This window comes from Saccharothrix sp. BKS2 (assembly GCF_047689505.1).
Lineage (GTDB): Bacteria > Actinomycetota > Actinomycetes > Mycobacteriales > Pseudonocardiaceae > Actinosynnema > Actinosynnema lopnurensis.
Window position 1 is genome coordinate 137,190 of sequence record NZ_JAUQOL010000015.1, and the last position, 24,537, is coordinate 161,726.

General features: G+C 74.5%; 22 protein-coding genes and 1 pseudogene. 13 read left to right on the top strand and 10 right to left on the bottom strand.

From position 1 onward, the window contains the following. Positions 1-55: 55 nt before the first annotated feature. Positions 56-280: a hypothetical protein gene (locus Q5530_RS29680; RefSeq protein ID WP_415366118.1), complete on the top strand. Its 225-nt coding sequence runs from the start codon at positions 56-58 to the stop codon at positions 278-280. Positions 281-556: 276 nt separating this feature from the next. Then, positions 557-2,170, top strand: a complete 1,614-nt coding sequence (locus tag Q5530_RS29685; protein WP_415366119.1) for a tetratricopeptide repeat protein — start codon at positions 557-559, stop codon at positions 2,168-2,170. A gap of 12 nt (positions 2,171-2,182) precedes the next feature. Here the strand turns inward: Q5530_RS29685 and Q5530_RS29690 are convergent. The 3 genes and pseudogenes from Q5530_RS29690 to Q5530_RS29700 form a co-directional block, all read right to left on the bottom strand. Continuing rightward, positions 2,183-2,425 (bottom strand): annotated as a pseudogene (locus Q5530_RS29690) (DUF6510 family protein); the annotation flags it as partial. Between the two features lie 48 nt (positions 2,426-2,473). Further along, complete coding sequence (locus Q5530_RS29695) at positions 2,474-3,217, bottom strand: FAD-binding oxidoreductase (RefSeq protein ID WP_415366120.1); 744 nt, start codon at positions 3,215-3,217, stop codon at positions 2,474-2,476. Next, positions 3,187-3,783, bottom strand: a complete 597-nt coding sequence (locus tag Q5530_RS29700; RefSeq protein ID WP_415366122.1) for a sulfite oxidase-like oxidoreductase — start codon at positions 3,781-3,783, stop codon at positions 3,187-3,189. Before Q5530_RS29700 ends, Q5530_RS29695 begins: the two co-directional genes overlap by 31 nt. 115 nt (positions 3,784-3,898) lie before the next feature. Between Q5530_RS29700 and Q5530_RS29705 the strand changes: the two genes are divergently transcribed. Together Q5530_RS29705 and Q5530_RS29710 are read left to right on the top strand one after the other, a co-directional pair. Next, entirely contained in the window at positions 3,899-4,363 is a 465-nt protein-coding gene (locus Q5530_RS29705) for an SRPBCC family protein (RefSeq protein WP_415366123.1), read from the top strand. 88 nt (positions 4,364-4,451) lie between these two features. After that, entirely contained in the window at positions 4,452-4,985 is a 534-nt protein-coding gene (locus Q5530_RS29710; RefSeq protein ID WP_415366124.1) for an allene oxide cyclase barrel-like domain-containing protein, read from the top strand. Positions 4,986-5,005: 20 nt separating this feature from the next. On the opposite strand, the gene Q5530_RS29715 is transcribed toward Q5530_RS29710, so the two are convergent. Then, entirely contained in the window at positions 5,006-6,625 is a 1,620-nt protein-coding gene (locus Q5530_RS29715) for an AMP-binding protein (protein ID WP_415366125.1), read from the bottom strand. Further along, positions 6,616-7,248 (bottom strand): isochorismatase family protein, encoded by a 633-nt coding sequence (locus Q5530_RS29720; RefSeq protein ID WP_415366126.1) that lies wholly within the window; start codon positions 7,246-7,248, stop codon positions 6,616-6,618. The genes Q5530_RS29715 and Q5530_RS29720 overlap by 10 nt, the downstream gene beginning before the upstream one ends. A gap of 202 nt (positions 7,249-7,450) precedes the next feature. Here Q5530_RS29720 and Q5530_RS29725 point away from each other — a divergent pair, with 202 nt between their 5' ends. Further along, positions 7,451-8,626: an AI-2E family transporter gene (locus Q5530_RS29725; RefSeq protein WP_415366127.1), complete on the top strand. Its 1,176-nt coding sequence runs from the start codon at positions 7,451-7,453 to the stop codon at positions 8,624-8,626. A gap of 55 nt (positions 8,627-8,681) precedes the next feature. On the opposite strand, the gene Q5530_RS29730 is transcribed toward Q5530_RS29725, so the two are convergent. After that, positions 8,682-9,191 (bottom strand): hypothetical protein, encoded by a 510-nt coding sequence (locus tag Q5530_RS29730; RefSeq protein ID WP_415366128.1) that lies wholly within the window; start codon positions 9,189-9,191, stop codon positions 8,682-8,684. Between the two features lie 254 nt (positions 9,192-9,445). On the opposite strand from Q5530_RS29730, the gene Q5530_RS29735 reads away from it, so the two are divergent. The 4 genes from Q5530_RS29735 (at position 9,446) to Q5530_RS29750 (ending at position 13,412) form a co-directional block, all read left to right on the top strand. Further along, positions 9,446-10,432, top strand: a complete 987-nt coding sequence (locus tag Q5530_RS29735) for a sigma-70 family RNA polymerase sigma factor (protein WP_415366129.1) — start codon at positions 9,446-9,448, stop codon at positions 10,430-10,432. 254 nt (positions 10,433-10,686) lie between these two features. Then, complete coding sequence (locus Q5530_RS29740) at positions 10,687-11,199, top strand: DUF1360 domain-containing protein (protein ID WP_380631922.1); 513 nt, start codon at positions 10,687-10,689, stop codon at positions 11,197-11,199. Positions 11,200-11,352: 153 nt separating this feature from the next. Then, positions 11,353-11,571, top strand: coding sequence for a DUF6343 family protein (locus Q5530_RS29745; RefSeq protein ID WP_380631920.1), 219 nt, complete (start codon positions 11,353-11,355; stop codon positions 11,569-11,571). Between the two features lie 752 nt (positions 11,572-12,323). Next, the gene (locus tag Q5530_RS29750) at positions 12,324-13,412 is read left to right on the top strand and encodes a hypothetical protein (RefSeq protein ID WP_415366130.1); all 1,089 of its coding nucleotides are present in this window, start codon (positions 12,324-12,326) and stop codon (positions 13,410-13,412) included. Between the two features lie 132 nt (positions 13,413-13,544). Here Q5530_RS29750 and Q5530_RS29755 read toward each other — a convergent pair whose 3' ends face one another. Continuing rightward, positions 13,545-14,489, bottom strand: coding sequence for a glutathione S-transferase family protein (locus Q5530_RS29755; protein ID WP_415366185.1), 945 nt, complete (start codon positions 14,487-14,489; stop codon positions 13,545-13,547). A gap of 294 nt (positions 14,490-14,783) precedes the next feature. Between Q5530_RS29755 and Q5530_RS29760 the strand changes: the two genes are divergently transcribed. The 4 genes from Q5530_RS29760 (at position 14,784) to Q5530_RS29775 (ending at position 18,515) form a co-directional block, all read left to right on the top strand. After that, positions 14,784-15,296: a hypothetical protein gene (locus tag Q5530_RS29760; protein ID WP_415366131.1), complete on the top strand. Its 513-nt coding sequence runs from the start codon at positions 14,784-14,786 to the stop codon at positions 15,294-15,296. Between the two features lie 183 nt (positions 15,297-15,479). Continuing rightward, complete coding sequence (locus Q5530_RS29765) at positions 15,480-16,796, top strand: ABC transporter substrate-binding protein (protein ID WP_415366132.1); 1,317 nt, start codon at positions 15,480-15,482, stop codon at positions 16,794-16,796. A gap of 4 nt (positions 16,797-16,800) precedes the next feature. Next, positions 16,801-17,703: a carbohydrate ABC transporter permease gene (locus Q5530_RS29770; protein WP_415366133.1), complete on the top strand. Its 903-nt coding sequence runs from the start codon at positions 16,801-16,803 to the stop codon at positions 17,701-17,703. Continuing rightward, positions 17,700-18,515 carry a carbohydrate ABC transporter permease gene (locus Q5530_RS29775; protein ID WP_415366134.1) on the top strand — a complete coding sequence of 272 codons (816 nt, stop codon included), beginning with the start codon at positions 17,700-17,702 and terminating at the stop codon, positions 18,513-18,515. Before Q5530_RS29770 ends, Q5530_RS29775 begins: the two co-directional genes overlap by 4 nt. Before the next feature lie 61 nt (positions 18,516-18,576). Here Q5530_RS29775 and Q5530_RS29780 read toward each other — a convergent pair whose 3' ends face one another. The 3 genes from Q5530_RS29780 to Q5530_RS29790 form a co-directional block, all read right to left on the bottom strand. After that, positions 18,577-19,866 carry a glycosyltransferase 87 family protein gene (locus Q5530_RS29780; protein WP_415366135.1) on the bottom strand — a complete coding sequence of 430 codons (1,290 nt, stop codon included), beginning with the start codon at positions 19,864-19,866 and terminating at the stop codon, positions 18,577-18,579. 278 nt (positions 19,867-20,144) lie between these two features. Further along, complete coding sequence (locus Q5530_RS29785; RefSeq protein ID WP_415366136.1) at positions 20,145-22,919, bottom strand: AAA family ATPase; 2,775 nt, start codon at positions 22,917-22,919, stop codon at positions 20,145-20,147. A gap of 327 nt (positions 22,920-23,246) precedes the next feature. Then, the gene (locus tag Q5530_RS29790; RefSeq protein WP_415366137.1) at positions 23,247-24,494 is read right to left on the bottom strand and encodes an oxygenase MpaB family protein; all 1,248 of its coding nucleotides are present in this window, start codon (positions 24,492-24,494) and stop codon (positions 23,247-23,249) included. Positions 24,495-24,537: the final 43 nt, after the last annotated feature.

A 24,537-nucleotide genomic window follows, 5' to 3' on the forward strand; every position in this document is an offset into this window, starting at 1 on the left:
ACACCTGCGGCTTCCCGCAAGATGGAGGGACAACCAGGACAAATCGGGAGCAGCCGTGGTCAACCGTCACCAGCAGGACCCGTACCTCCGCCAAGCCGTGGACGAACTGACCGCCGAGTACCGGGGGCGGTTGCCGGGCAGCGTGGTCGCGCGCACCGTGCTCGGCGCGCGCCAGGACCTGGAAGGGCAGATCCAGCCGGAAGCGCTGGCCGAGATGCTGCACCGGCTCGCGCGCTACCGGCTCGACGCCACGATCCTCCCGCTGGTCGGGACCTGCTGACCCCGGTCTCCGCGCACCCCGCCACGACCGGCGGCACGCCCTGCTGGGCCGATCCGGTGGCCGGTCCGGACAGCGCCCCTCCGGTGACCCCGCCCGTGGTCTGCTGTAGCGGGGTGAGGCGCCGAGGGGGCGGGGGCGGGGATGGACGAGCAGCGACCGGACGAGGAAGAGCGAGGGGTCGAGCCGGCACCGCAAACCGGGCCGACACCGCAGACCGAGCCGGCGCCACAGGCCCAACCAACACCGCCGACCGAGCCGACACCGCAGGCCGACCGGGTGGGCGGAACACCGGGCACCTGGTCACCGGACGGCGCGGACCGGCCCGAGGCCGTGGCGCGGCAGGAGTGGTTCGACGACACCCCGACCGACCCGAGGCTGCCCGTCCTGCCCCCACCACCACCCGCGCGGTCGAGGGCCGCCGCCGTGCTGCTGAACCTCACCGGGATCGGGCTGGGGTACGCCTACCTGGGCCGTCGGGTGCGGGCGTGGGTGGCGGCCGTCGTCGTGGTGGCGCTGGTGCTCATCGCCTACTCGATCGACGCGGCGGAGTCGCCCCGGCTGTGGCTCGCGGTCGCCGTGGTCTGGCTCGCGGCCCTGGCGCTCGACGCCCACCGGCTCGCCGCGCGGCACCCGCGCCCGCACGACCGGTCCGCCAGGACGCGGCCGGTGCTGGCCGGGGCGCTGGCCGTGGTGGTCGTCGCGGGCGCGTACGCCGGGTACGGCCTGGCCGGGCGCGCCGCCCGCGCCGACGCGACCGCGGCGCAGGCGGCCGGCGACTGCGCGACCGCCACCGCCGGGTTCGACGCGGTCACCGGCCCCTACCGGCTGGCCCCGGGCGCCGACGTGGCCGGGGCGAGGCGGGCGCGGGTCGAGTGCGAGGACTACCAGCGGGCCGTCGAGTCGCGGCAGGGCGACCTCCACCCCCGGGCGGTGGCCGGGTTCCTGCGGTTCCGGCAGGACCACCCGGACAGCGTGCTGGGGCCGTTCGCCCGCGAGAACCTGGTCGAGTCCTACGCGGCCTGGGCCCGGGAGCTGACGGAGGACCAGCGGCTCGACCACGCCGTCGTCGTCTACCGCGACCTGGTCGAGGAGGAGCCGTCCTTCCGGCCCGAGGCGGCCCGGACCTACCTGCTGCTGGCGCGCACCCCCTCGTCGACCGAACCGGTGGAGCGCGCCCGCGAAGCGGTGGACGCGCTGCTGGTCGTCGTGGACGAGTTCGGGGACACGCCGGCCGCCGCCGAGGTGCCCGGCGCGCTCGACGCCGCCTACGCCGAGGCCACCGCGCCTTACCCGCGCGGCGAGTTCTGCAACGCCCTGCCGCCGCTGGAGCACTTCGCCGAACTGACCCACCAGGCCACCGAAAAGGTGGCGGGCGAGGCCCGGGGCGCCCTGCCTCGCGCCGTGCTGGAGTGCGGGCTCGGGCAGCTGCGCGAGGGGCGGTCGGGGAACGCGGTCACCACGCTGGAGCGGTTCGTCGCCACCTACCCCGGGCACGGCGACGCCGCGCAGGCCCGGTCGGCGCTGATCTCGGCCAAGGTCGCGGTCGGCACCGGCGCGCGGTTGCCGGTGCCCGCGCCGCTGGGCGCCGCCGGTCCGGTGCGGGTGACGTTCTACAACGGCGTCAACGCGCCGGTCAGCGTGCGGGTGGCCGGGTCGACCGCGCACGAGTTCGACCTGCCCGCCTGCCCGAGCTGCCCGCCGTCGTTCGCGCCGGGCACGGGCGGCGCCGCGTGCTCCTCGTTCGCCGGGCTGCCCGGCCACACCGTGGGGCTGAACGCGGGCGAGCACCACGTGCTGGGCGAGTACCTGTCCGCGACGGACCTCGCCGAACCGCTCGACGCGGGCGGCGGGCCCGACCTGTACTGCATCTACCTGGTGCGGGCGTCCTGACCGGCGGCGGGGTCAGTCGGGCAGGGCGACGCGCAGGCTCACCGCGCCCCGCAGGTCGAGCCACGCCGTGCCGGGACCCCGGTTGCCCCTGAGCACCACCGACCCGCACCCCGGGCAGCGGGCGACCAGGGCCGGGGCGTGGCCGTAGACGCGCAGGCGGGCCAGCGGGCCGGTGTCGCCGCACGAGGCGCACCGGGACACGGCGGTGGTCACGTCCACCGCGGACACCTCCGCCAGCGGACCCGCCAGCGCGTTGCCGTCGAGGAACCGCCCGGCGTCCCGCCCACCCCTGGTGCGTCCACATCAGCCTCCGCCCGGTCCGAACCGCTCGGTCTTGACCCGCCGCGGGTCGTGGCCGAGCGCCACCAGGGCGTCGGCCACCACCTCCACGAACCCCGTCGGCCCGCAGACGAAGCAGGCGGGTTCGAACCCGGCCGGCCAACCGCCGGTGTCCAGGTCGGCGGGGCCGATCCGGTGCGGCGGGGCCGGCCACCCCGGCGGGGTGGTGCGCGTGTAGACGTAGCCGACGTCCACACCGGCTCCGGGCCGGGCCGGCTCGTCGGCGTAGTAGCGGTCGGCCGGTCCGCGCACCGAGTGGGCCAACCGGAAGGGCACGCGGCTGCCGGCGTCCCGGCGGGCGCGCAGCATCGCCGCCAGCGGCACGACGCCCGAGCCGCCCGCGACCAGCAGCACGGGGCTCGGGTCGGTGGGCCGCCAGACGAACCAGCCGCCCACCGGCCCCCGCAGCTCCACCGGGTCGCCGGTGGACAGGCCCCCGGTCAGGTAGGGGGACACCTCGCCGTCGGCGACCCGCTGCACGGTGATCCGCACCAGGTCGCCCCGCGCCGGCGCGGCCGGCGAGTAGCCGCGCTGGGCGCGGTAGCCGTCCTCGGCGGTCGGCCGCACGTCGACGTGCCGGCCCGCCAGGTGGCCCGGCCAGCCGGGGGCGTCGAGCACCGGGGTCCGGGCGGTCGGCGTCTCGTCGACGGTGTCGACGAGCGTGGCGACCCGCCAGGTCAGTCGCCCTGGTACCGCTGCTCGCGCCACGGGTCCCCGTAGTCGTGGTAGCCCAGCGTCTCCCAGAAGCCGGGTTCGTCCTCGACCGCCAACCGGATGCCGCGCACCCACTTGGCCGACTTCCAGAAGTACGGGTGCGGCACGAGCAGCCGCGCCGGTCCGCCGTGCTCCGGCGGGAGGTCCTCGCCCTCGTAGCGGTGGGCCAGCCAGGCGCGGCCGTCCAGCAGGTCCTCCAGCGGCAGGTTGGTGGTGCAGCCGCCGTAGGAGTGGACCAGCGCGTGGTCGGCCGCGGTGTCCACGTCGGCGAGCAGGGTGTCCAGGGAGACGCCCCGCCAGGTCGTGCCCAGCTCGGACCACCGGGTGACGCAGTGGATGTCGGTGGTGACCGACTCGGCGGGCAGGCCCGTCACCTCCCGCCACGACCAGCCGTGCTCCTCGCCCGTCTCGGTGGTGACGGTGAACCGCCACCGGTCCCGGTCCACGCGCGGGGTCGGGCCCGCCGACAGGACCGGGAAGTCCTCGGCCAGGTGCTGGCCGGGCGGCAGGTCCGCGGCCGGCCGACGCCTGCCGCGGAAGCCGGGCGACACGATGCCCACGTCCCGCTCCTCTCGCCTCGTCCAGGGACACCGCACGAGTTCGGGAACCCGAAAGCACCGCGATGTCACCGGGTCGGGGCGTGGTGGTCGTCGCGGCCCGGTGGAACCGTGCGGAATGGCTCTGAGACCGAAGTTCTCCGTGTACCACTCGGCGGTCCTCGACGCCGCCCCGGACGTCGTCTGGGCCCAGGTCCGGGACATGATGGTGCTGCTCGACATCGTGTTCGGCGAGGGCGTCGACAACGCCCACTGGGTCTCGGGCGGGTCCGCCGAGCACGTCCCCTCGTCGTTCGAGTTCACCCTCCTGCCGAACAACGACCTGGCGCGCGAGGAGGTCGTCGGCCGCTCCGAGGTCGACCGGTCCCTGACCTACCGCTCGGTGGCCCAGGTGCTGTTCATCGTCGACTACGTGGCGACCTACCGGGTCCTGCCGGTGACCGGCGAGCCCGGCCGCAGCTTCATCGAGTGGACGCGCGAGTTCCGGCTGGTGCCGGACGCGCCGGACGGCTTCCTCGACGGCATCGGGGCGTTGTTCGCCCAGGAGATCGCGACGGTGGAGGCGCACTTCGCCCGGCGGTGACCCGAGGTTCACCCGAACGTGGAATCGCCCCGCACCACACCCCTCCCCCGCGCCTATCGTCCGATCAGGACGAACGTGGAGGTGCGCGGTGCGGGTCCAACCGTTGCTGGTCCTGGCCCTGGTCGGCGGGTCGATGGGCGCCGACCAGGTGCGCGCGGACCAGGTGCGCGCGGACCAGGTGCGCGCGGACCAGGTGCGCGCGGACGAGGTGCGCGCCGACCGGGAGGCCACCGTCGAGGTGGTGACCAGGCGCAACCTGATGTCCGCGCCCGTGACCCCGGCGGTCGGCAGCGGCTTCGTCAGCGGCGGCGACCTGTTCGACGCCGGCGGGGACGACCGCGTCGGCGAGGGCTTCTCCCACTGCGGCGTCCTGGCGGTCACCACCGGCCTGCCGCCCTCGGTGACCGCGCACTGCACCTCGACGTTCCGCCTGCCAGACGGCGAGCTGCACCTGTCCGGCCTGCGGGACTACCGGTCCATCGCGGGCGGCTTCGAGGACACCGCGGTGGCCGTCGTGGGCGGCACCGGCGCCTACGCGAACGCCCGCGGCGAGGGCCGGGCCACGCGGTCCGGCTCCGCCGACGTGGGGTACCGGTTCACCTTCACCATCACCACCGGTTGACCCGCGACCCCCGGCCGCGGCTAGACCGAGCCGCTGAACGACAGCGCGCCCACCGCCGCCCGCGCCACCTCGGCCAGCGCCCGGTGGTCGACCTTGTTGCGCGCGTTGCGCGGCAGCCGGTCCAGCACCCGCACCACCCGCGGCTGCTTGTACTGGGCCAGTTCCCGCCGCGCGTGCTCCCGCACCAGGCCGACCAGCCCGCGGTCGACACCGGTGGGGGTCACGAACGCCACCAGCGCGGTGACGCCGCACGCGTCGGGCACCCCCACCACGGCCACGTCCGCGACCGCCGGGAGGGCGCGCAGCACGGTCTCGACCTCGGTGGTGGCCACGTTGATCCCGTCCACCATGACCAGGTCGCGACCGCGCCCGTGGACCACGACGTGCCCGTCCGCGTCCAGCGTGGCGCGGTCGCCGGTGTGCGTCCAGCCGTCCCGCACGCCCTCGGCCTGCGCCACCGGGTCCTTCACGTAGAGGCAGCCCGAGGCGCCCCGCACGGCGAGCCGGCCCGGCCGGCCCACCGGCACCTCGTGGCCCTCGTCGTCCAGCACGCGCACCCGGAAGCCCGGCATGGCCCGGCCGAGGGTGTCGCGGCGGTGCGCCTCGCCCCGCGGCGTGCCGATCACCGGCGCCATCAGCTCGGTCGTGCCCAGGTGGTCCACCAGCGGCGCGCCGGTCGCCTCCAGCCACCCGTCCCGGGTGCCCTGGTCCAGCTTCTCCCCACCGCTCAGCGCGATCCGCAGGCCGGGCGGGACCGGCGCGCCGGTCCGCAGGCCCCGCCGGTACAGGCCGGGGGTGCTGGCGAACACCGTGGCCCGGTGGCGGTGCGCCGCGTCGAAGAAGGCGTCGAAGTCGTCGTCCTCCACGAACAGCGCCGCCGCGCCCCGGGCCAGCGGTGCCAGCACCAGTGCGCCCAGCAGGTAGCCGAAGGCGATGGACCCGTTGCTCGCCACCAGGTCGTCGGGCGACAGGTCGAGCATCCGGTGGTGGTTGAGCGCGGCGAAGACCAGGTCCCGGTGCAGGTGCATGGCGCACTTGGGCGCGCCGGTCGACCCGGAGGTGAAGTCGACCACGGCGACGTCGTCGGCGCTGGTGCGCACCGGGGCGAACGCGTCCGGGCCCGCGTCGACCTCGCGGCCGAACTCCGTGGGCTCCGCGCCGAACAGCAGCACGTCCACCCGCTGCGCCAGCTCCGCCAGGTCCGCGGCGTACCGGGCGTCGGCGACGGCGAGGTCCACCTCGGTCAGCTCGGCGATCGGCGCGACCTCCCGCGCCCGCACGCCCCACGGCACCGGCACGACCACGCCGCCCGCCCGGAGCACGCCGAGGTAGCAGGCCGCGTACCAGGGCGTGTTGGGCCCGTGGAGCAGCACCCGGTTGCCCGGCCGCAGCCCCCAGCGGCGCACCAGCGCGCCGGCGACCTGGTTGGCGCGGGCGAGCAGGTCGCCGTAGCTCCAGGTGCCCGAGTCGGTGACCAGGCAGCGCCGGTCGGCACCGCCCCGGACCGCGTCGTCGAGCACGCCGGCGGCGTTGAGCGGGCACCGGTGGTCGGGTTCGGGCACGAGGTCCGGCGCGGGCGCGACGTCCAGCAGCCAGCCCCGGGTCGTGGTGTCCTCGTGGGCGCTCGGTGCTAGCTCCACGCGCCGATCACCTCCTTGACGGTGGTGAGCGCGGCGCAGTGCTCGGCCGCGTAGGTCAGGGCCATCAGGTGGTGGTCGGCCGAGAAGTCGCCGAGCGCGTCGGCGACCAGGAAGGTCTGCACGTCGTTGCTGAACGCCTCGACCGCGGTGATCAGCACGCCCGCGTGGGCGTAGACGCCGCACAGCAGCAGCTGGTCGCGGCCCGCCGCGCGCAGCCGGGCGAGCAGGTCGGAGCGGAAGAACGCGCTGTAGCGCCACTTGGTGAACCGCCAGTCGTCCGGTTCGGGGTGCAGCTCCTCCACGATCCCCCGGTCCTCCGGCAGGCCCGTCATGCCCTCGCCCCAGAAGTCGCGGAACAGGCCCCGGTCCTCGGGGCTCATGTCGCCGGGCTGGGCGGTGTAGGCCACCGGCACGCCCGCGGCGGCGCAGCACTCGCGCAGCAGGGCGGCGTTGCGCACCACGTGGCCGCGCAGCGGCTCCGGCACCGGCCGCAGGAAGTAGCGCTGCATGTCGTGGACCAGCAGGACGGCCCGGCCCGGGTCGGGTGTCCACGCGACGGGACCCGGCGGCAGGTCGCCGGCCGCGGGCAGCGGGTACGGTTCGATCACGGGGATGCCTGACACGGTCGCTCTTTCCTCGGTGCGCCTGGGGCCTCACATCAACCCACACCCCTTCCCCGGTCGCCGCACGTCAAGACCGCGGCCGTGCGGAGTCCACCCGGATGAGCGACGATCGGCCCGCAGAGGTGTTCGAGCGGCGCGGACGCGGTCTGGCAGGCTGCACCGCGAGCGCCGCGCGGCGCGGTGCGCTGGGAGGACGGGCGACGTGGGTGCAGGGAACCGCCGCTGGGCTGACCGCGGTGACGCCATCGGGCACGGTCTGAGCTGGTTGGCGCGCTGGAGCACCCGCCTGGCGCTCGCCGCGGTCGGCTTCGTGATCGTCTCCTGGGTGATCGGCAAGCTCTGGGTGATCGTCATGCCGGTGCTGCTCGGCCTGCTGATCACCACCGTGCTGTGGCCGCCCACCCGGTGGCTGCGCTCGCGCGGCCTGCCGCCCGCGCTGGCCGCGACGGTGGTGCTGCTCGGCGGTCTGGGCGTGCTGGGCGGCGTGGTCGCGCTGATCACCACCTCGATCGTCTCGGGCGTCCCCGAGATCGCGGACAGCGCCACCCAGGCCCTCCAGCAGGCCCGCGAGTGGCTGGCCGGGCCGCCGCTCAACCTCGGCACCAGCCAGCTCAACGACCTGGTCGAGCAGGGCACCGACCAGCTCCAGTCCAGCGTCGGCTCGATCGCCAACGGCCTGCTCACCGGGGCGGGCCGGGTCACCTCGGGCGTGGTGACCGGGGTGGTCGCGCTGCTGCTGGCGTTCTTCTTCGTCAAGGACGGCCCGCGGTTCACCCCGTGGCTGCGCGGCGTGGTCGGCGAGCGCGCGGGCGCGCACCTGACGGTCGTGCTGGAGCGGGTGTGGGACACGCTGGGCGGCTTCATCCGGACCCAGGCCGTCGTGAGCCTGGTCGACGCGGTGCTGATCGGCCTGGGCCTGGTGGTGCTCGGGGTGCCGCTGGCCGCGCCGCTGGCGGCGCTGACGTTCCTCGGCGGGTTCGTGCCCATCGTCGGCGCGTTCATCGCGGGCGCCCTGGCCGTGCTGGTCGCCCTGGTCAGCAACGGGCTGACCACCGCGATCATCATGCTGGCCATCGTGGTGGCGGTTCAGCAGCTGGAGGGCAACGTGCTCCAGCCGATCCTCCAGTCCCGGAGCCTGCGCCTGCACGCCGCGGTGGTGCTGCTGGCGGTGACGGCGGGCAGCAGCCTGTACGGGATCGCGGGCGCGTTCCTGGCGGTGCCGGTGGTGGCTGCGGCCGCGGTGGTGCTGCGCTACCTCAGCGAGGTCATCGACCGGCACAGCGGTGCGGAGGAGACGCCGCCGACGCCGCCGTCCTCGGAGCCGGAGGGCGCGTCCGCGCGGACGAAGGGCACGGCGGACGGAACCTCGCACGGCTGATCGGGTGAGCTGAGCAGGTGGCCCGGCCCGGGGACGTCCCGGCCGGGCCGACCTCTCAGACCCGGTGGCGCGGCAGCGGCCCCACGTCGGACCGGCGGCCCGGCCGCAGCGCCGCGTGCCGCTGACCGGGGCCCGGTCGACCGGCCAGCCGGTCGGCCACCACGCCGGTCGCGAACGCGTAGACCGACTTGTGCAGCACGTCGACGACCAGTTCACGGCGCGGCCACGTCTGGGGTGGCGCGCCGACACCGGTGGCGTTCTCCAGGATCTGGTCGTTGCTCAACCGCACGGCCGTGAACAGCGCGGAGGCCACCGGGCCCCGCATCCCCGCGTTGGCCATGAGCGACCGCACCACGCCCGCCACCGCGCCCTGCCCGAAGTGCATCGCCAGGTTGACCGCGCGTGAGCGCCGCTCGGGCATCCCGGTCAGCCGCTCCAGCACCAGGGCGGGCACGTACGAGTCCGGCCGCCCGGTCAGCCGCTGCTCCAGCTTCTCACCCACCGTCATCACCGCTGCCCCGGCCGCACCCGCGACCAGGCCCTGCCACAGCGCCCGTTTCACCATGCTCTTGTCACCATGCCCTTCGGCTACCCCGGGTGAGCGCACCTACCCATGTCGTTCCTGTGTTCGAGGTCGCCCCCGTTCGGGTAACCCGACCGGGAATGCCCACGCGTCACGCTCCGTTGCACCAGGTGTCGCCCGACAAGGGCTCGGACGAGAGCCGCCGAAGCCGTCGCGGATCACCCGACAAGTACATCGCCGACACGTTCACCACTCCCCGTGCCCTTGAGAGCGGGCCGATCCCAGAAGGAGAAGGCATGTCCTCGACCGCGACGAAGACCCGCCCGCAGCGCGCCGACACGTCGCGCCGGGAGTGGTCCCAGGACGCCGACCTGGTCGGCCACTACCTGCGCGAGGTCGGCGGCACACCGCTGCTGACCGCAGAGCAGGAGGTCGACCTGGCCCGGCGCATCGAGGCCGGCGTGTACGCCGCCGAGCTGGTGCGCGCCGCCGACGCCGGCGAGAGCCCGGCCATGGAGTTCGACCGGCGCCGCGCGCTGCGCGAGATCGTGGCGGACGGCAGGCGCGCCAAGGACCACATGATCCGGGCCAACCTGCGCCTGGTGGTGTCGGTCGCCAAGAAGCACGCCTACCGCGGCCTGCCGTTCCTGGACGTGGTCCAGGAGGGCAACCTGGGCCTGATCCGCGCGGTGGAGAAGTTCGACTACGCCAAGGGCTACAAGTTCTCCACCTACGCGATCTGGTGGATCCGGCAGGCGATCGAGCGCGGCGTGGCCGAGCAGACCCGGACCGTGCGGCTGCCCGTGCACGTGTTCGAGGAGCTGTCCAAGCTGCGCAAGGTCGAGCGCAAGCTGCGGCTGGAGCTGGACCGCGAGCCGACCCCCGAGGAGATCGCGACCGCCGCGGGCGCGCAGCTGCCCAGGGTGCTCGACCTGCTGGCCGCCGGCCGGTCCGCGATCAGCCTGGAGACCCCGGTCGGCGACGACGGCGGCACCTCCGTGGCCGACCTGATCGAGGACGCCGAGGCGGTGCAGGCGCACGAGGTGGTCGAGCACAACGGCATGGTGTCCGAGCTGCTCAGCCTGGTCGACACGCTGCCGCCGCGCCAGGCGCTGATCCTGACCCTGCGCTACGGCCTGACCGACGGCCGGCCGCGCACGCTCCAGGAGGTGGCCGCCGAGGTCGGGCTGACCCGGGAGCGCATCCGGCAGCTGGAGAAGGAGTCGCTGCGGCTGCTGCGCAGCCCGGAGCGCAGCCAGGCGCTGCTGGCCTGGACCGGCTGACCACCACCGGGGTCACTACCCGGGCCCACCATCCCCGGCCCACCACCTGGCTCCACCACCTGGGTCCACCACCCGGACTCACCACCGGGGGCCCACCACCGGCCCCCGGGCCCACCACCGGCCGAACCGGACCGGTCGGCGCGGATCGGCCCACGCGGCTGGTTCGTGCCGACCGGTCCGTTTTGTCCCAGGGCCCTGACCTGGGACGTCCCGGGGTGCGGTTTGAATTTCCGCCCAGCGGCAAATCACCGCACATGTCGATCGCCCGGAGCTTCGAACGCATCCGCATCGCCTACTCCAACGGAGAGCGGCGGCCACTGGCCGGCTACCTGTCCGCGATGAGCACGTACGCGGGCCTGATCGGGACGGCCGTGCTGGTCGGCCGACGCACCGGGGCCCGGCTGCCCGACCGGGTGTCGGCGGGTGACGTGCTGCTGCTGTCGGTGGCCACCCACAAGGCGAGCCGGTTGCTGACCAAGAGCTCGATCACCGCCGCGCTGCGCGCCCCGTTCACCCGGTTCGAGGAGCCCGCCGGAGTGGCCGAGGTCAACGAGTCGGTGCGCGGCGAGGGTGTCCGGCACGCCGTCGGCGAGCTGGTGACCTGCCCGTTCTGCTCGGGCGTCTGGATCGCCACCGCCCTGACCGCCGGTCACGTGCTCGCGCCGCGCGCCACCCGGATCGGCATGACCACGCTGGTCGCAGTTGCCGCCTCCGACTGGCTGCACCTGGGCTACGAGGCCGCCAAGCAGCACCTCGCGAAGGGCTGAACCCGGTCTCCGCCCGTATCGGCGGGCCTGCGGCGGGTAGCCCACCGCGCGAGGAGGGGACATGACCGAGCACCGAACGCGGACAGTGGTCGCCGAGGTGGGCCGGCCGGGCCGATCGGCCCGGCCGGCCGGGCCGACGCGACCGGACCGACCGTGACCGGGGAGCTGCCGCCACCCGCGCCGCCGCGCAGCGCGCTGACCCTGCGGCTGTGGCTGGCGGGCTTCGGCATCGTGTTCAACGGCGTGGCCGCCGTGCTGGCGTGGCGGGCCGGGTTGACGTGGTTGGCGGTGCTGCTGGGCGTGCTCGTCGTCGTGCTGGTCGTCGACCTCGGCTGGGTGGTCCACCGCAAGCGGCGCGGCGACCCCGGCTGATCGCGGAGCCTGCGGAAGTCCCCGCTCAGCCCCTGGTGCCCATGAGGTGCCGGACCTCGGTGGCCTGGAGGTGCCGGACCTCGGCGCCCGGGAGGTGCAGGCCCCCTGGTGGCCTGGAGGGTGCCGAACCCCGCTTCCCGGGAGGTGGGGGTCCCGGTGGTGCAAGCCGTCCGGGGGCGGTTCGGCACCACATCGCGGGAGATGGCTCCCGCGCCCACCAGCCGAACCGCCCCCTGGCCGATCGCCCGCGCGGAGGGACGGGAAGCCGGCCAACCCCACGCCGACGACTCCCCGCCCGCGCTCCGCGCGCGACCGACCGGATCCGGAGCAGCGTCCACACGGGACAGGGTCCTCGCGGGTGACACCGCCGACAACGCGTCGCGGGCGGCCGACGCGTCCGGGTGGACCGGTTCTCCGTTGACGCAACGGGTTGCCGGACCGGCGTTCCGACTCCCTCCCGCCAGTGCGCCCCGGGGACCCGCGGCGCCTCTGTCCCCTTGAGTGCAGCACAGTGGACGGTGTCCGTCCGGTCGAGAGGGCGCATCCGGCGCCATTCCACTCGTGTGAGTGACGAAACTCCCGCGCCGACGCACTTCCCCTGTCCCGCAAGGGTCCCACCCCTCGGAACGGGACGTCACACGATCGCGTGGATGATCTTCACGGCAGCCGCTCGATGGTCATCCGCACCCCTGCGGAGCTGCGAGCATGACCGGGCACGGTCCTCCAGCGAAAGCAGGCCCACCATGACGACGATGCCGGAATCCCGGGCCACGCCGGTCCACTGGACGTCGCGTCCGCTGCCCGTCCACCTGGTGGGTTCGCTGCCGCGACCGCTGTGCGAGGACGCGGGCACCGCGATGAGCTGGTTCCTCCGCCACCGCGACGGCGCGGAGCTGACCGCGCTGCCCTACGACCGGGACCCGCGCTGGATCATCGACTGGCTCGACCGGCTGGCCGCCGTGCCCGCGCTGGAGCAGGTGCGCGGGGGCGCGAGCCGCGGTTACGCCGACATGCCCTGCTACCGAGTCCGGCCGGGCCACCGGTTGACGCCCGGTGACGTCGCGCCGGGCCGCACGGCGCAGGCCGAGGCGGCGTTCGCGGCGCTGGACGCGATCGGCGCCACCGACGTCCGGGTGCAGGTGGGCATCCCGCACGCGCTCGACCTGGCGCTGTTCGGCTCGGGCTCGGTGGAGGCGGCCCGCGACTGGCTGCCCACCGTGCAGGAGGCGGTGATCGGCGAGGTCGCCGCGCTGGCCGCCGCCTGGGGGGACCGCGTGCAGTTCCAACTGGAGACGCCGGCCGTGCTGGTGGCCTACCACCGGACCGCGCGCGAGGCGTGGCCCCTGCTGACCCGCGACCTGAGCGGGCAGGTGTCGGAGGTGCTGCGGGCCGCGCCGCGGGGGCGCTGGGTGCTGCACCTGTGCTACGGCGACCTGGAGCACGTGCCGGTGTTCGCCCCGTCCGACCTGGAGCCCGCGGTCGAGTTCCTCAACGGGCTGGCCGACCTGCTCGCCCGGCTCCGCCTGCCGATGCCGACCGTCCACCTGCCGGTGACCAGCGGCGACGCCGCGCCGCCCACGGACCCGGGGTTCTTCGCGGCGCTGCGGCGCCTGCGGCGGGGCGTGAACGTGATCGCGGGCGTGGTCGCCGAGGCGCACCCGGAGGAGACGAGGCGGGCGCTGCGGCTGACCGTGGAGGCGCTGGGCGCGCCGGTCGCCGGCGTGGCGGCGGCGTGCGGGCACGGCAGGCGGACGCCGGAGGAGGCGGTGGCCAACATGGAGCTGGCGGCCGCGCTGGCACGGGAGTGGAGCCCGCTGCTGACGCCGCGCGGGGAGGGTTGACGAGCCGCCCGACCCACACCGCCGCTGATGCCGTCCGAGGGGCGGCATCAAGCGGCCGGCGACATCACCCAACCAGCGCTCTCACCCGAGCGGCGTCCTCACCCACCCAACGCTCCCACCCACCCGACATCCTCACCCACCCAGCGGCGTGTGGCCCGGGTCGACCGGCTCCCGCACCGGCCCCGGCGGTGTCCCGTCCCCGAACGGCCGACCACCCAGCGCCTCGCGCCCGTGCGGCGTCACCCACCCCGACAGGTCCGGTCCACCCGGCACGATCCCGTTCGGGTTCAGGTCGGTGTGCACGACGTAGTAGTGCCGCTTGATCTGCTGGAAGTCAACCGTGTCCCCGAACCCCGGCGTCTGGAACAGGTCCCGCGCGTACCCCCACAGCGCCGGCATCTCGACCAGCTTGTTCCGGTTGCACTTGAAGTGACCGTGGTAGACGGGGTCGAAGCGCACCAGCGTGGTGAACAGCCGCACGTCCGCCTCGGTGATCGTGTCCCCGACCAGGTACCGCTGCCCGCCCAGCCGCTCCTCCAACCAGTCCAGCGCCGTCCACAGGCGCGCGAACGCCTCGTCGTAAGCCTTCTGCCCACCCGCGAACCCGCACCGGTAGACGCCGTTGTTCACCTCGGTGAACACGCGCCGGTTCACCTCGTCCAGCTCGTCGCGGTGCGCCTCGGGCAGCAGGTCGGGCGCGCCCTCCCGGTGGTGCGCCCGCCACTCGGTCGACAGGTCGAGGGTGATCCGGGCGAAGTCGTTGGTCACCACCGCGCCGGTCGTGGTGTCGACGAGGGCCGGCACCGTGATGCCGCGCGGGTACTCCGGGTCGCGCTTGAAGTACGCCTCCTGGAGGCGTTCGATGCCCAGCACCGGGTCCCGCCCACCCGGGTCGAGGTCGAAGGTCCACGACCGCTCGTCGTGCGTCGGGCCGGGCAGGCCGATCGACAGCGCGTCCTCCAGGCCGAGCAGCCGCCGCACGATGATCGCCCGGTTGGCCCACGGGCACGCGCGCGCCGCGACCAACCGGTACCGGCCGGCCTCGACGGGGAAGCCGTCCCGGCCGTCGGCGGTGATCCGCGTGGTGAGGTAGCGGGTGTCGCGGGTGTACTCCTTGCCCTTGACCGAGTAGGTGCCACCCCTGCCGTGCTCGGGGTTGGGGTCGGCGGCCGGGGTCTTCGAGGCGTCGTTCACACGGGTGAGCGTAGCTCGCGTCCAGGGCACCCGCCGCCCGCCGGAACCCCGCGCCAGGACACGGTTCCCGTCCCGTGACCCGGCGCGTTCCGCCCGGCTAGTAGGGTTGTCCCATCCGCCGCGGCTCTGCCTTGACGACGGCCGCGCTGTGCGGCTGAACGGAGCACCGGGAGGGTCATGAGCAGCTGGTGGGGCCAGGAGCAACTGGTGGTCGACCACGAGCAGGACGGCGGCGAGGGCGTCGACGAGGCCGTCACCCGGTGCCGGCGCGCGCTGCGGGACACCCCGGTCGCCCACCCCCGCCGGGCCCCCGAGGCCGAGGCGCTCGGCAACGCCCTGGCCAGGCGGTTCCACCTCGGCGACAACGCCGCGGACCTCAACGACGCGATCACCGCCTACCGGGACGCGCTCAAGGCGCCGAACGCCGACCAGGGCTGGGACCGCACCGCCTGCCAGGTCGCGCTGGCCGACCTGGTGGGCCGCCGCTACGCCAGGACCGGTCGGCGCGCCGACCTGGACGAGGCGATCATCCGCTACCGCACCGCCGTCCGGCGCACCCCGCGCACCCGCCCGGCCCGCCGCACCTACCTGATCCGCTTAGCCGAGGCGCTCACCGTCCGCGGCAGGCTCACCGGCAGCACCCTGGACCTGGCCGAAGCCGCCGACGCCACCGCCGAGGCCGCCGCCTAGCCCACCCGCGAGTCGTACGTCCGGACCCACCGTGTCGTACGTCCAGGACCCCCGAACCACACGTTCGGAACCCCCGAAGTCGATCATCCACAATGGACAGCACTGGGCCGACCGGGTGACCTGGGTGTGACTGGTGCGCCGGGTGGGAACAAGTCCCGTTGTCGATCGGCACCGGAGGCGATCATGCGCGTGCTCGTGCTCACCGCAACAGCGCTGCTGGCCGCCTCGGGGTGCGGCGGGTTGGGCGACCGGCCGGGCGACGCCCCCAACGCCCTGGTCACCATGGGCTTCGGCCTCCCGGACGAGCACGCCACGGCCCGGGTGGAGGTGTTCCGCCGGGCCCACCCCGACATCGACCTGCGCATCAACGAGGGCGCGTTCGACGAGCAGCAGTTCCTGTCCGCCGTGGCCGCGGAGGACCCGCCCGACCTGGTCTACGCCGAACGCTCCAAGCTCGGCAGCTACGCGGCCCGCGGCGCGGTGCAACCGCTGGACGACTGCCTCGCCCGCCACGACGTCGACCTGGGCCAGTTCCGCGAGGCGGCCCTGCGCCAGGTCACCCACGACGACCGCGTCTACGGTGTGCCGGAGTTCTCCACCCTCCGGGTGATGATCATCAACAACCCGGTGGTGCGCGAGGCGGGCCTCGACCCCGCCACCCTCACCACCGCCGACTGGTCCGCCCTGCCCGCGCTCACCGACCGGCTCACCCGCATCGACGGCGGCAAGATCCGGCGCATCGGCTTCGACCCCAAGATGCCGGAGTTCCTGCCGCTGTGGGCCAAGGCCAACGGCGCGGAGCTGGCCGGCCCCGGCGCCCGCCTGGACGACCCGCGCGTGGTCGAGGCGGTCCGCGCCACCACCGAGCTGGTCGACCGCCAGGGCGGCTGGGCGTCGTTCAAGGCGTTCCGCGACACCTTCGACCTGTTCGGCGCGGCCAACCACTACGCGACCGGTCAGCTGGCCGCGATGCCGATGGACTCCTGGTACCTCAACACGCTGGCCACCAACTCCCCCGACGTGGACGTGACGGTGGCGCCGTTCACCGACCGGGAGGGCAACCCGCTCACCGACTCCAACGGCTCGGCGTGGGCCATCCCGAAGGGCGCCCGGCACCCCGGCACGGCCTGCGACTTCATCGCCGCCATGACCGCCCCGGACACCTGGGTCACCGCCGCGCGGGCCCGGCGGGACGCGCTGGCCGCCGCCGGCAAGCCCTACGGCGGCACGTTCACCGCCAACCGGGTCGCCGACGAGCGGATCCACCGCGAGGTGTTCGACCCCGGCGACAACCGACTGCTGCGGGAGGGCGTGCCGACCGTGCTGGCGTTGCAGGAGAGCGCGTTCGCCGTGCCGCCGAGCCCGGCCGCGAGCGAGCTGGTGCGGGCCTGGGAGGGCGCGGTGAACCGGGTGCTGACCGGGCAGCAGGAACCGGAAGAGGCGATGGCGCAGGCCCAACGCGAAGCCGAGCGCGCGCTCAAGCGCGTGGGCGGGAGGTAGTGCCGTGTCGGTCACCAAACGCGAGGCGCGCGCCGGCTGGCTGTTCCTGTCACCGTGGATCATCGGTTTCCTGGCCTTCACCGCGGGCCCGATGGTGTTCAGCCTGTGGTTGTCGCTGACCCACTACGACATGCTGGAGCCACCGTCCTACGTGGGGCTGGACAACTACCGCGAGATGGCCGTGGACGACCGGGTCGGCACCGCGCTGTGGAACACGGTGTTCTTCACCGTCCTGCACGTGCCGTCGCAGATCGTGCTGGCGCTGGGCCTGGCGAGCCTGCTGCGCCGCGCGGGCCGGGCCGCCGGGTTGTTCCGCACCGTCGTCTACCTGCCGGTGATGACGCCGCCGGTCGCGCTGGCCGCGATGTTCCTGCTGCTGCTCAACGGCCAGAACGGCGCGGTCAACGAGTTGCTGGGCTGGTTCGGCTTCACCGGCCCGAACTGGACCACCGACCCGACGTGGATCAAACCGGGCCTGGTGGTGATGAGCCTGTGGACGGTGGGCAGCACCGCGGTGCTGTACCTGGCGGCGCTGACCCGCGTGCCGCTGGAGCGCTACGAGGCGGCGCGGCTGGACGGCGCGAGCCCGTGGCGGCAGTTCTGGCACATCACGCTGCCGGGCATCAGCGGCACGGTCTACTTCACCGCCGTGGTGAACACCATCGCCTCGCTCCAGGTCTTCACCGAGGCGTACGCGATGTTCTTCGGGGCGCGCGCCAAGCAGTCCGGTGAGGGCGACGCGGCGCTGTTCTACGTGATCCACCTGTTCCAGGAGGCGTTCGGGTCGCTGCGCATGGGCTACGCCTCGGCGCTGGCGTGGGGCTTGTTCGTGGTGATCGCGGTGGTCACGGCGGTCCAGGTGCGCCTGTCGCGCCGGTACGTCCACTACGACGGGGAGCGGTCGTGAAGCGGCTCGGGGTGTGGGCGGGACTGCTGGTCGTCCTGCTGGCGTTCGGCTACCCGTTCTGGTGGCTGGTCAGCGCGTCGCTGAAGGACCGGGCGCACGTGTTCGACAACGCGCTGCTGCCGCGCCCGTTCTCGCCGGGCAACTACATCGAGGTGTGGCGGGCGGTGCCGCTGCTGACCTGGATCGGCAACAGCGTCGCGGTCGGGTTGGCGGCGGCCGCGGCGGCGACGGTCGCCAGCGCGCTGGTGGCGTTCGGCTTCGCGATGTTCCGCTTCCGGGGGCGCGACGCGCTGTTCGGCGTGGTGCTGGCGACGATGATGCTGCCGGCCGCGGTGACGATGGTGCCGGTGTACCTGGAGTGGCACGCGCTGGGCCTGGCCACCACGCAGATCCCGCTGTGGGCGCAGAACCTGTTCGGTTCGGCGTTCTACATCTTCCTGCTGCGCCAGTTCTTCCTCGGCCTGCCGCGCGAGGTGTTCGACGCGGCCAAGGTCGACGGCGCGAACGCGTGGCGGTTGTTCACCGGCATGGCGCTGCCGCTGGCGCGACCGGGCCTGGTCGTGGTGTTCGTGTTCGAGCTGAAGGCCGCCTGGACCGACCTGATCAAGCCGCTGATCTACCTGCGCGAGCCCGAGCTCTACACGCTGCCGCGCGGGTTGAAGGCGGTGCTGGACCGGTTCGGGGAGGGCGGCGAGGCGCAGTGGGAGCTGGTGCTCGCGGCGAGCGCGATCGCCACGGTGCCGATGGTGCTGCTGTTCCTGGTGGCGCAGCGGTACTTCGTGCGCGGCACGGTGACCCAGCACGTGGAGTGACGCCCGCGCGGGCCGGACCCGCCGCACACCGCGGCGGGTCCGGCTCGACCGGTGGGGTGCCTCAACCCGCGGGCGTGACCTGCGGTGGGACCTGTTCCGGCCGGTCCTGCTCCGGTTGAGCCTGCTCCGGTCGGCCCTGCTCCGGTCGGGCGCGCTCCGGCTCGACCGGCCGCAGCCGCGGCAGCCACACCGGCAGCAGGGCGATCGCGATCGCGGCGGGCACGACGATGCCGGTGAGGGTGACGAACAGGTTCCCCGCCGGGGTGAAGTGGAACGGCACCTCGGTCGGGCCGCTCATGCCGACGATCCACAGCGGTGCGCAGTACCACGCGGCCGTCAGGACCAGCAGCGCCCGGGGCAGGGCGGTGGCGCGCCGCCACCCGGCGGTGGCCAGCCAGATCAGGGCCGGCACCACCCACACGGCGTGGTGCACCCACGTGACCGGCGAGACCAGCTGCGCGGCGAAGGCGATCACCAGCAGCCCGACCACGTCGTGGCCCCGGTGCCACGCCCACACCGCCGCCGCCAGGCACGCGACCGCCACCACCCCGGCCACCAGCAGCGCCCACAGCGGCGCGGTCGACTCACCGAGCAGGCGCGCGAGGAACCCCGGCAGCGAGTGGTTGACCACCAGGTCGTTGGTCATGACGCGCGTGGCGTCGTAGAAGGTGCCCTGGAACCAGTAGGTCCGCGAATCGGCGGGCAGGAGGGCGAACCCGACCAGCGCGGTGGCGGCGAACGCGACCAGCGCCTGGTAGGCCGCGCGGCGACGGCCGGTGAAGAACAGGTAGGCGACGAAGAACAGCGGGGTGAGCTTGATCCCGGCGGCGATGCCGGTGGCGATGCCCCGGTAGCGCTCGGGCAGCGACGGCAGGAAGTCCAGCAGGACCAGCGCCATCAGCACCAGGTTGATCTGCCCGAGCAGCACGTTGAGCTGCACGGGCGCCAGCAGCGACGCGCCGGCGGTGCAGGCGGCCACCAGCACGGCCGTGTGCCGCCGGGCGGTGGTGGCGCCGGTGATGCGCAGGGCCAGCCAGATCGACGCGCTCAGCGCGAGGTAGCCGGCGACCGTCCAGGTGAACTGCGCGGCCACCGCCGGCAGCAGCGCCGCCGGGACCGTCAGGACGGCGGCGAACGGCGAATAGGTGAACAGCGCGCCGTTGAGGAAAGTCGTCCCGTACAGCGGCAGGCCGGCCAGGACGGCGTGCCCGGCCCCCTGGTACACGGCGAAGTCGTTCATCCAGAACGGGATGAACGGGCCGAAGATCAGGAGGGCCTGCACGGCGAGCGCGATCGCGATCGCGGCGACGGGGCCCAGGACGGTGAGTCGGCGTGGATCGGTGGAGATCATGGTCGGTTGTCCTCCACGGCAGCGGGAATTCAGCACGCTCGTGACCGGCCCCGGAAATTCACCGGCCTCCGCCACCGCGCACTGGAATAAATTTCGACCATGAGGCTACAACGGCCTGACCGGCCAAGTTGTCTCACGGAACGGTAGAAAGTCAACCCTGGAGCGTGAAGGCTAACAGAGGTTTCTCCCCGTCGAGTGACCGCCGTAAATGATTTTTTATCGAAAGTGGCAGGCAAGGGGCGACAGCTTGCGGGATATTTTGGTGAATAATGTCCACATCAGCGTCGCCCCGCCTCCGCGCCCAGCTGGAACGGCAACGACCCCATCCACAGGTTCTCGGAGTCCGGCAGCAGACCGGTCGGCAGGTCCGCGCGGCGGCGGACCTTGAGCTTGCGGTACACGCGGGTCAGGTGCTGCTCCACGGTGCTGATGGTGATGTAGAGCCGGCGCCCGATCTCGCGGTTGGAGCAGCCCAGCGCCGCCAGGACCGCGACCCTGCGCTCGGCGGAGCTCAACGTGGCCAGGTCGTCCGGCTCCTCGTCACCCCCGGTGGCGGGCTCGGTGCCACCGTCACCCGCCGGGGCCGGGTCCAGCTGGGGCAGGAGGTGGCGGCGGCACAGCGCACCCGCCCCGCACGCCTCGGCCACGTGGACCGCGCGCTTGGCGATGACCTCGGCCGCGCCGGTCTCGCCCAGCTCGTCGTGCGTCGTGCTCAACGCGGCCAGGGCCAGGGCCAACTCGACCTGGTCGCCGGAGTCCTGGAGCAGCACCACCGCCTCGCGCAGCACGGCCAGCCGCGGCTTCGCCCCGGTGGCGGCGGCCAGCAGCCTCAGGGACGCGCCGCGCACCCGGGGCACGTCCGCCCCGGGCCGGTCGAGCTGCGCCAGTGCGAGTTCACCCGCCCGCTCGGGGTGCCGCAGGCGCACCAGCGCCTGCGCCAGGTCGGTCCGCCACGGCAGCAGCGCCGGCAGGTCGAGGTCCCGGTCCACGGCCAGGGCGCCGCACTCGTCGAAGTCCGCGAACGCCGCGTCCGGCCTGCCCGCCGCCAGGTGCGCGTGGCCGCGCGCCCGCAGGTACACCGCCCAGCTCGCGGTGTCGCGGGCCGCGAGCGGCACGCTGCGCCGCAGGTGGGCGCACGCGTCGTCGTGCTTGCCCTGCCACGCCGCGGACAGCACCAGCGCCGCCAGCGGCGAGGCGATCGCCGGGCCCCAGTCGTGCGGGGCCAGCGCGGTCAGGGCGAGCCGGGCGAGCCGCTCGGCGGTGGCCAGGTCGCCCTCCATGAGCGCCAGGTGGGCACGGGCGTCGGCGAACACGGCCTTCCACGCCGACGCCTGCCCCGGACCGACCTCCTCGCGCAGCGCGTCGCACCACTGGCGCGCCCGGGCGACCATGCCGCACGCGCCGAGCGCGAGCAGGGCGTGCACCGCCAGCTCGGGCGCGCTGTCGGGCGCCCACCGGCTGCGGAGGACCCACTCGGCGTACGCCGTCACCTCTTCGCGGTGGTCGCGCGCCGGCGCCGCACCGCGATCGCCGGGGAGCACCGCGGCGGCCACGGTCGGGTGCGCGGCGCGCACCCAGTCCAGCAGCACCCGGTGCTCGGTCATCGCCGGGGCGCCCGCCGGCCGGACGGCCCGCGCGGCGGTCTCCTCCAGCGCCCGCAGGGTCTCCTCGGCGCCCGCGGTGTCCCCCTGCCAGAGCTGGTAGCGCAGCAGGGCCCTGGTGTCCCGCGCGGTCAGGTGCCCCTCGCGGGCGGCGCGCCGCAGCGCGGGCAGGAGCCGGGCGACGACGGACGGCGAGGTGCGCCACTGCACGGCGGCCAGCGCGGCGGTCAGTCCGGCGGCCGCGGTCGGGTCCTCGCCCCCGATCGCGGTGCGGGCCAGCTTCAGGCAGTCGGCGGCGCGGTCGAGGTGCTGCTCGGCGAGCGCGCCCTCCGCCGCGTCGCGCAGCACGGACACCGCCCACGGCGCGTCGGCCGAGCCCGCCGCAACCAGGTGCGCGGCGATGTCGGCGCTGGGCAGGCCCTCGGCGAAGAGCAGTTCGGCCGCGGCGCGGTGCAGCCGGGTGCGCTCGGCCGCGGGCAGGTCGTCCAGCACCGCCGCCCGCACGGCCGGGTGCCGGAACCGGCCGTCGTCCAGCAGGCCGGCGTGGTCCAGCGCGGTCACCGCCTCCACCGCGAGCGGGACGCCCGGCAGCCTGCCCAGGACCTCGGGCCCGGGGTTCTCCCCGAGCACCGCGATCGCCCGCACGACGTGGAGCAGGTCGGGACCCCAGCGGCGCAGGCACGCCAGCACGGCCTGGCGGAACGCCTCGCCCACGACCACGTCGTGGTCGGGGTGGTCGAGCCGCGCCGCCAGGTGGTCCTGCACGAGCGCCTTGACCAGCACCGGGTTCCCCCCGGTCACGGCGTGGTAGAACGGCGCGCACCGGCTCGCGGTGGCGGGGTCCAGCGCGTCGGACACCAGCCGCGCGACCCCGCGCCGCGACAGCGGGGCCAGGCGCACCCCGGTGTACCACGGCATCCTGGTCAGCTCCGCCAGGGCGAGCGCGCTGCCCCGGCCGGGGTGGTCGGACGCGGTGAGCACGACCGCGATGCGCGCTCCCCCGACGCGGCGCACGAGGTAGAACAGGGTGTGCAGGCTGAGCGGGTCGGCGTGCTCCACGTCGTCCACCACCAGCACCACCGGCCGCGTGCGGGCCAGGTCGAGCAGGGCCTCCCCGGCGTCGCGGACCAGGTGCGGCGAGTTCCGGGCCCGCTCGGCGGTGTCCGCCCCCGAGTGCGCCACCGCGCCCAGCCCGGCCGCGGCCCCGCCCGCCATCGCGGTGGCGAGCTGGGACAGCACGCCGCCCGGCAGGCCGCGCTCGTCGCGCGAGCAGGTGGCGGCGAACACCAGCGCGCCGGCCGCGCGGGCCGGCTCGTCGAGCGCGTGGACGAGCGCGGTCTTCCCCCCGGCGCCGGGACCGCTCACGAGCACGACCTGTCCGCGCCCGTCGACCGCCGCGGCGATCAGCACCGTCAGCTGACCGAGGACCTGCTCGCGTTCCACCAGGCGCACAATTCCTCCCAGCCCCTCGTAACCGCCCGCGACCGGCCGTACGGCACCGCGCCGCTCCCCCGTTGTCCGGCGCCGGGTGGACGACCGGACAACCGCACGAGGCGTGAGCATAGATGAAGTGGAAAATCTTTTGGGGCTTCCGGGGAGGGAATAACCCTCACCCGAAAGAGATGACACATACCGGTGACTCGACCAATATTTATCCGAAAGGTTCTCGTATTCACGCCTGCCGCCACGACGGCTCACCCGAAAAATCGTAGTGGGTGTTCGCCACGCCATTACCGTCCGCAATCACGGTAATCCGGCGGTGAAGGTAAAGCCACCCGATCAGGTGGGTGCTCCCCGTTCGACCCATCGCTCCGCACGGGGTCGCGGCACCACGACCGCCCCGCGGGCGACGCGCTCGACGGCCGCGCCCAGGACGGCCACCACGCGGTCGTCGAACCCGCCCGCGGGCACACCGGCGAGGTCGGCGTGCTCGTCGGTCAGCGCGCGCCGCACGAACGCGGGCACGGCCGCGCGCAGCTCGACGGGCACGTGCCGCTGGTAGAACCCGATGGTGTCGCGGGTGAGCACCTCGGCCGCCCCGCTGTGGTCCCACTCGTGGTCGCGGACCTCGTCCCACAGCTCACGGGCCTCGACCGCGGAGTCAGGCAGGTACTCGTCCGGGACGCCGAGGAAGTGGGCGACGACCCGCCAGGCGTAGTGGTGGTCCTCCCGCTCCTCCGGGGTGGTCGGGACGCCGACGCGGTCCAGCGCGTCCAGGCCGCCGACGGACAGCGTGAGCACCGCGCCCGCGACGTGCAACTGGGACAGCGGCGGGTCCGCGCCGGGCCACCGGCCCGCCCTGGGCAGCAGCCGCCGCACCGCGGCGTGGGCCAGGCGGGTCTGCCGGCACAGCGGGACGATCCGGGCGCCGCTGAACGCCTCGGGGTCGGCCAGGCCGGTGAACAGCCGGGCGGCGCGGGTCAGCCGCTGGTGCGGCAGGCCGAGTTCGCGCGCCGCGTGCAGGGCGCGCGCGTTCGGGGGCGACAGGTAGGTGGCGACGAGCCCGGCGGTCGCCTGCACGGCGGCCAGGCCGGTCCCGTGCCGCCGGAAGAACGACGCGATCCGCCGCAACCGCTCGGGTCGAACCCACGGCGGCAGCCGCGGGGCGGCCTCCAGGAACGCCCGCACCGACGGCGGCGCGGCGGCCGGTCCGCCGGCGGCCGGTCCGCCGGCGGCCGGCGCGGGACCGGCCGACCCGGTGCGGGCCGGTCCGGGGCCGACCGGTCCGGGGCCGACCGGTCCGGTGCCGACCGGTCCGGTGCCCACCAGCCCGGTGCCCACCAGCCCCGTATCGATCAGCCCGACGTCGACCAGACCCGCGTCGACCAGTTCGACGTCGACCAGACCCGCGTCGACCAGTTCGACGTCGACCAGACCCGCGTCGACCAGTTCGATGTCGACCAGACCCGCGTCGACCAACCCCGCGTCCACCAGTTCGGCGTCGACCAGTTCGGCTACGGCGGTGTCGGCGCGGCGGTCGCCCCTGGAGCTGAGCGCGTCGCGGTAGGTGAGGTAGGACAGGCGCACGTCGGCTCCGTGGTCGGGGGGCGTTCCGGCCCCCGACCCTCCC